This is a genomic window from Nguyenibacter vanlangensis, assembly GCF_013376155.1.
GTDB classification, from domain to species: domain Bacteria; phylum Pseudomonadota; class Alphaproteobacteria; order Acetobacterales; family Acetobacteraceae; genus Gluconacetobacter; species Gluconacetobacter vanlangensis.
Genome location: NZ_JABXXP010000876.1, coordinates 1 through 1,040, shown reverse-complemented (window position 1 = coordinate 1,040; position 1,040 = coordinate 1). Strand labels below are relative to the sequence as shown.

Genomic DNA, 1,040 nt, shown 5'->3' with positions numbered 1-1,040 from the left:
CGCAGCGGCACGGCCGGCGTGGGTTTTCGAGCATCGGAGCGGAGCGGCCTTGTGGGCCGTGAGCACCGAAGCGCAGGAAACACGCGTCGGATCGCCGCCAGCGCGCATGTCACGATGGACTCTCGGAGCCTGGTCGGACATGTGGGCTGGCGAGCGAGAGGGCCGCGCAGCGGCACGGCCGGCGTGGGTTTTCGAGCATCGGAGCGGAGCGGCCTTGTGGGCCGTGAGCACCGAAGCGCAGGAAACACGCGTCGGATCGCCGCCAGCGCGCATGTCCGGCCAGGCTCTCAGATTTCGAGCAGCAGACGGCGTGGATCTTCCACGTTCTGCTTGACGCGCACCAGGAAGCTGACGGCTTCCTTGCCGTCGACGATGCGGTGGTCGTAGGTCAGGGCGATATACATCATCGGCCGGATCACCACCTGGCCGTCCACGGCCACCGGCCGGTCCTGGATCGCATGCATGCCCAGGATGCCCGATTGCGGCGCGTTGACGATCGGCGTCGACATCAGCGATCCGTAGATGCCGCCATTGGTGATCGAGAACGTTCCGCCCGACAGTTCCTCGAGCTTCAGCGCGCCGTCGCGCGCGCGCCGGCCGAAATCGGCGATGGTGCGCTCGATGTCCGCGAAGCCCATCCGGTCGGCGTCGCGGATCACCGGCACGACCAGCCCGTTCGGGCCGCCGACCGCGATCCCCAGATTGACGAATTCGCGATAAATGATGTCGTCGCCGTCGATTTCCGCGTTGATGGCCGGAAATTCCTTCAGCGCCGCGATCGTCGCCCTGGCGAAGATGGACATGAAGCCCAGCTTCACGCCGCCATGCTTCTTCTCGAACGCCTCGCGATACGTCGCGCGCAGGGCCTTGGCCGCCGTCATGTCCACTTCGTTGAACGTGGTCAGCAGGGCCGCGCTGTCCTGCGCCTCCTTCAGCCGGCGTGCGATCGTCCGGCGCAGGCGGGTCATCTTCACCCGTTGCTCGCGCGGGTCGTCGGTGCGCGGCGGGGCGGCGGAAGCCGGGGCGGGGGTTGTCTTGGC

1 protein-coding gene is annotated in these 1,040 nt (G+C 67.6%); it reads right to left on the bottom strand.

Annotated features, from left to right (window positions below; genetic code table 11):
* Positions 1 to 287: 287 nt before the first annotated feature.
* On the bottom strand, positions 288 to 1,040 hold a 753-nt coding region (gene sucB, locus HUK84_RS19810), incomplete at its 5' end, for a dihydrolipoyllysine-residue succinyltransferase (protein WP_176641735.1).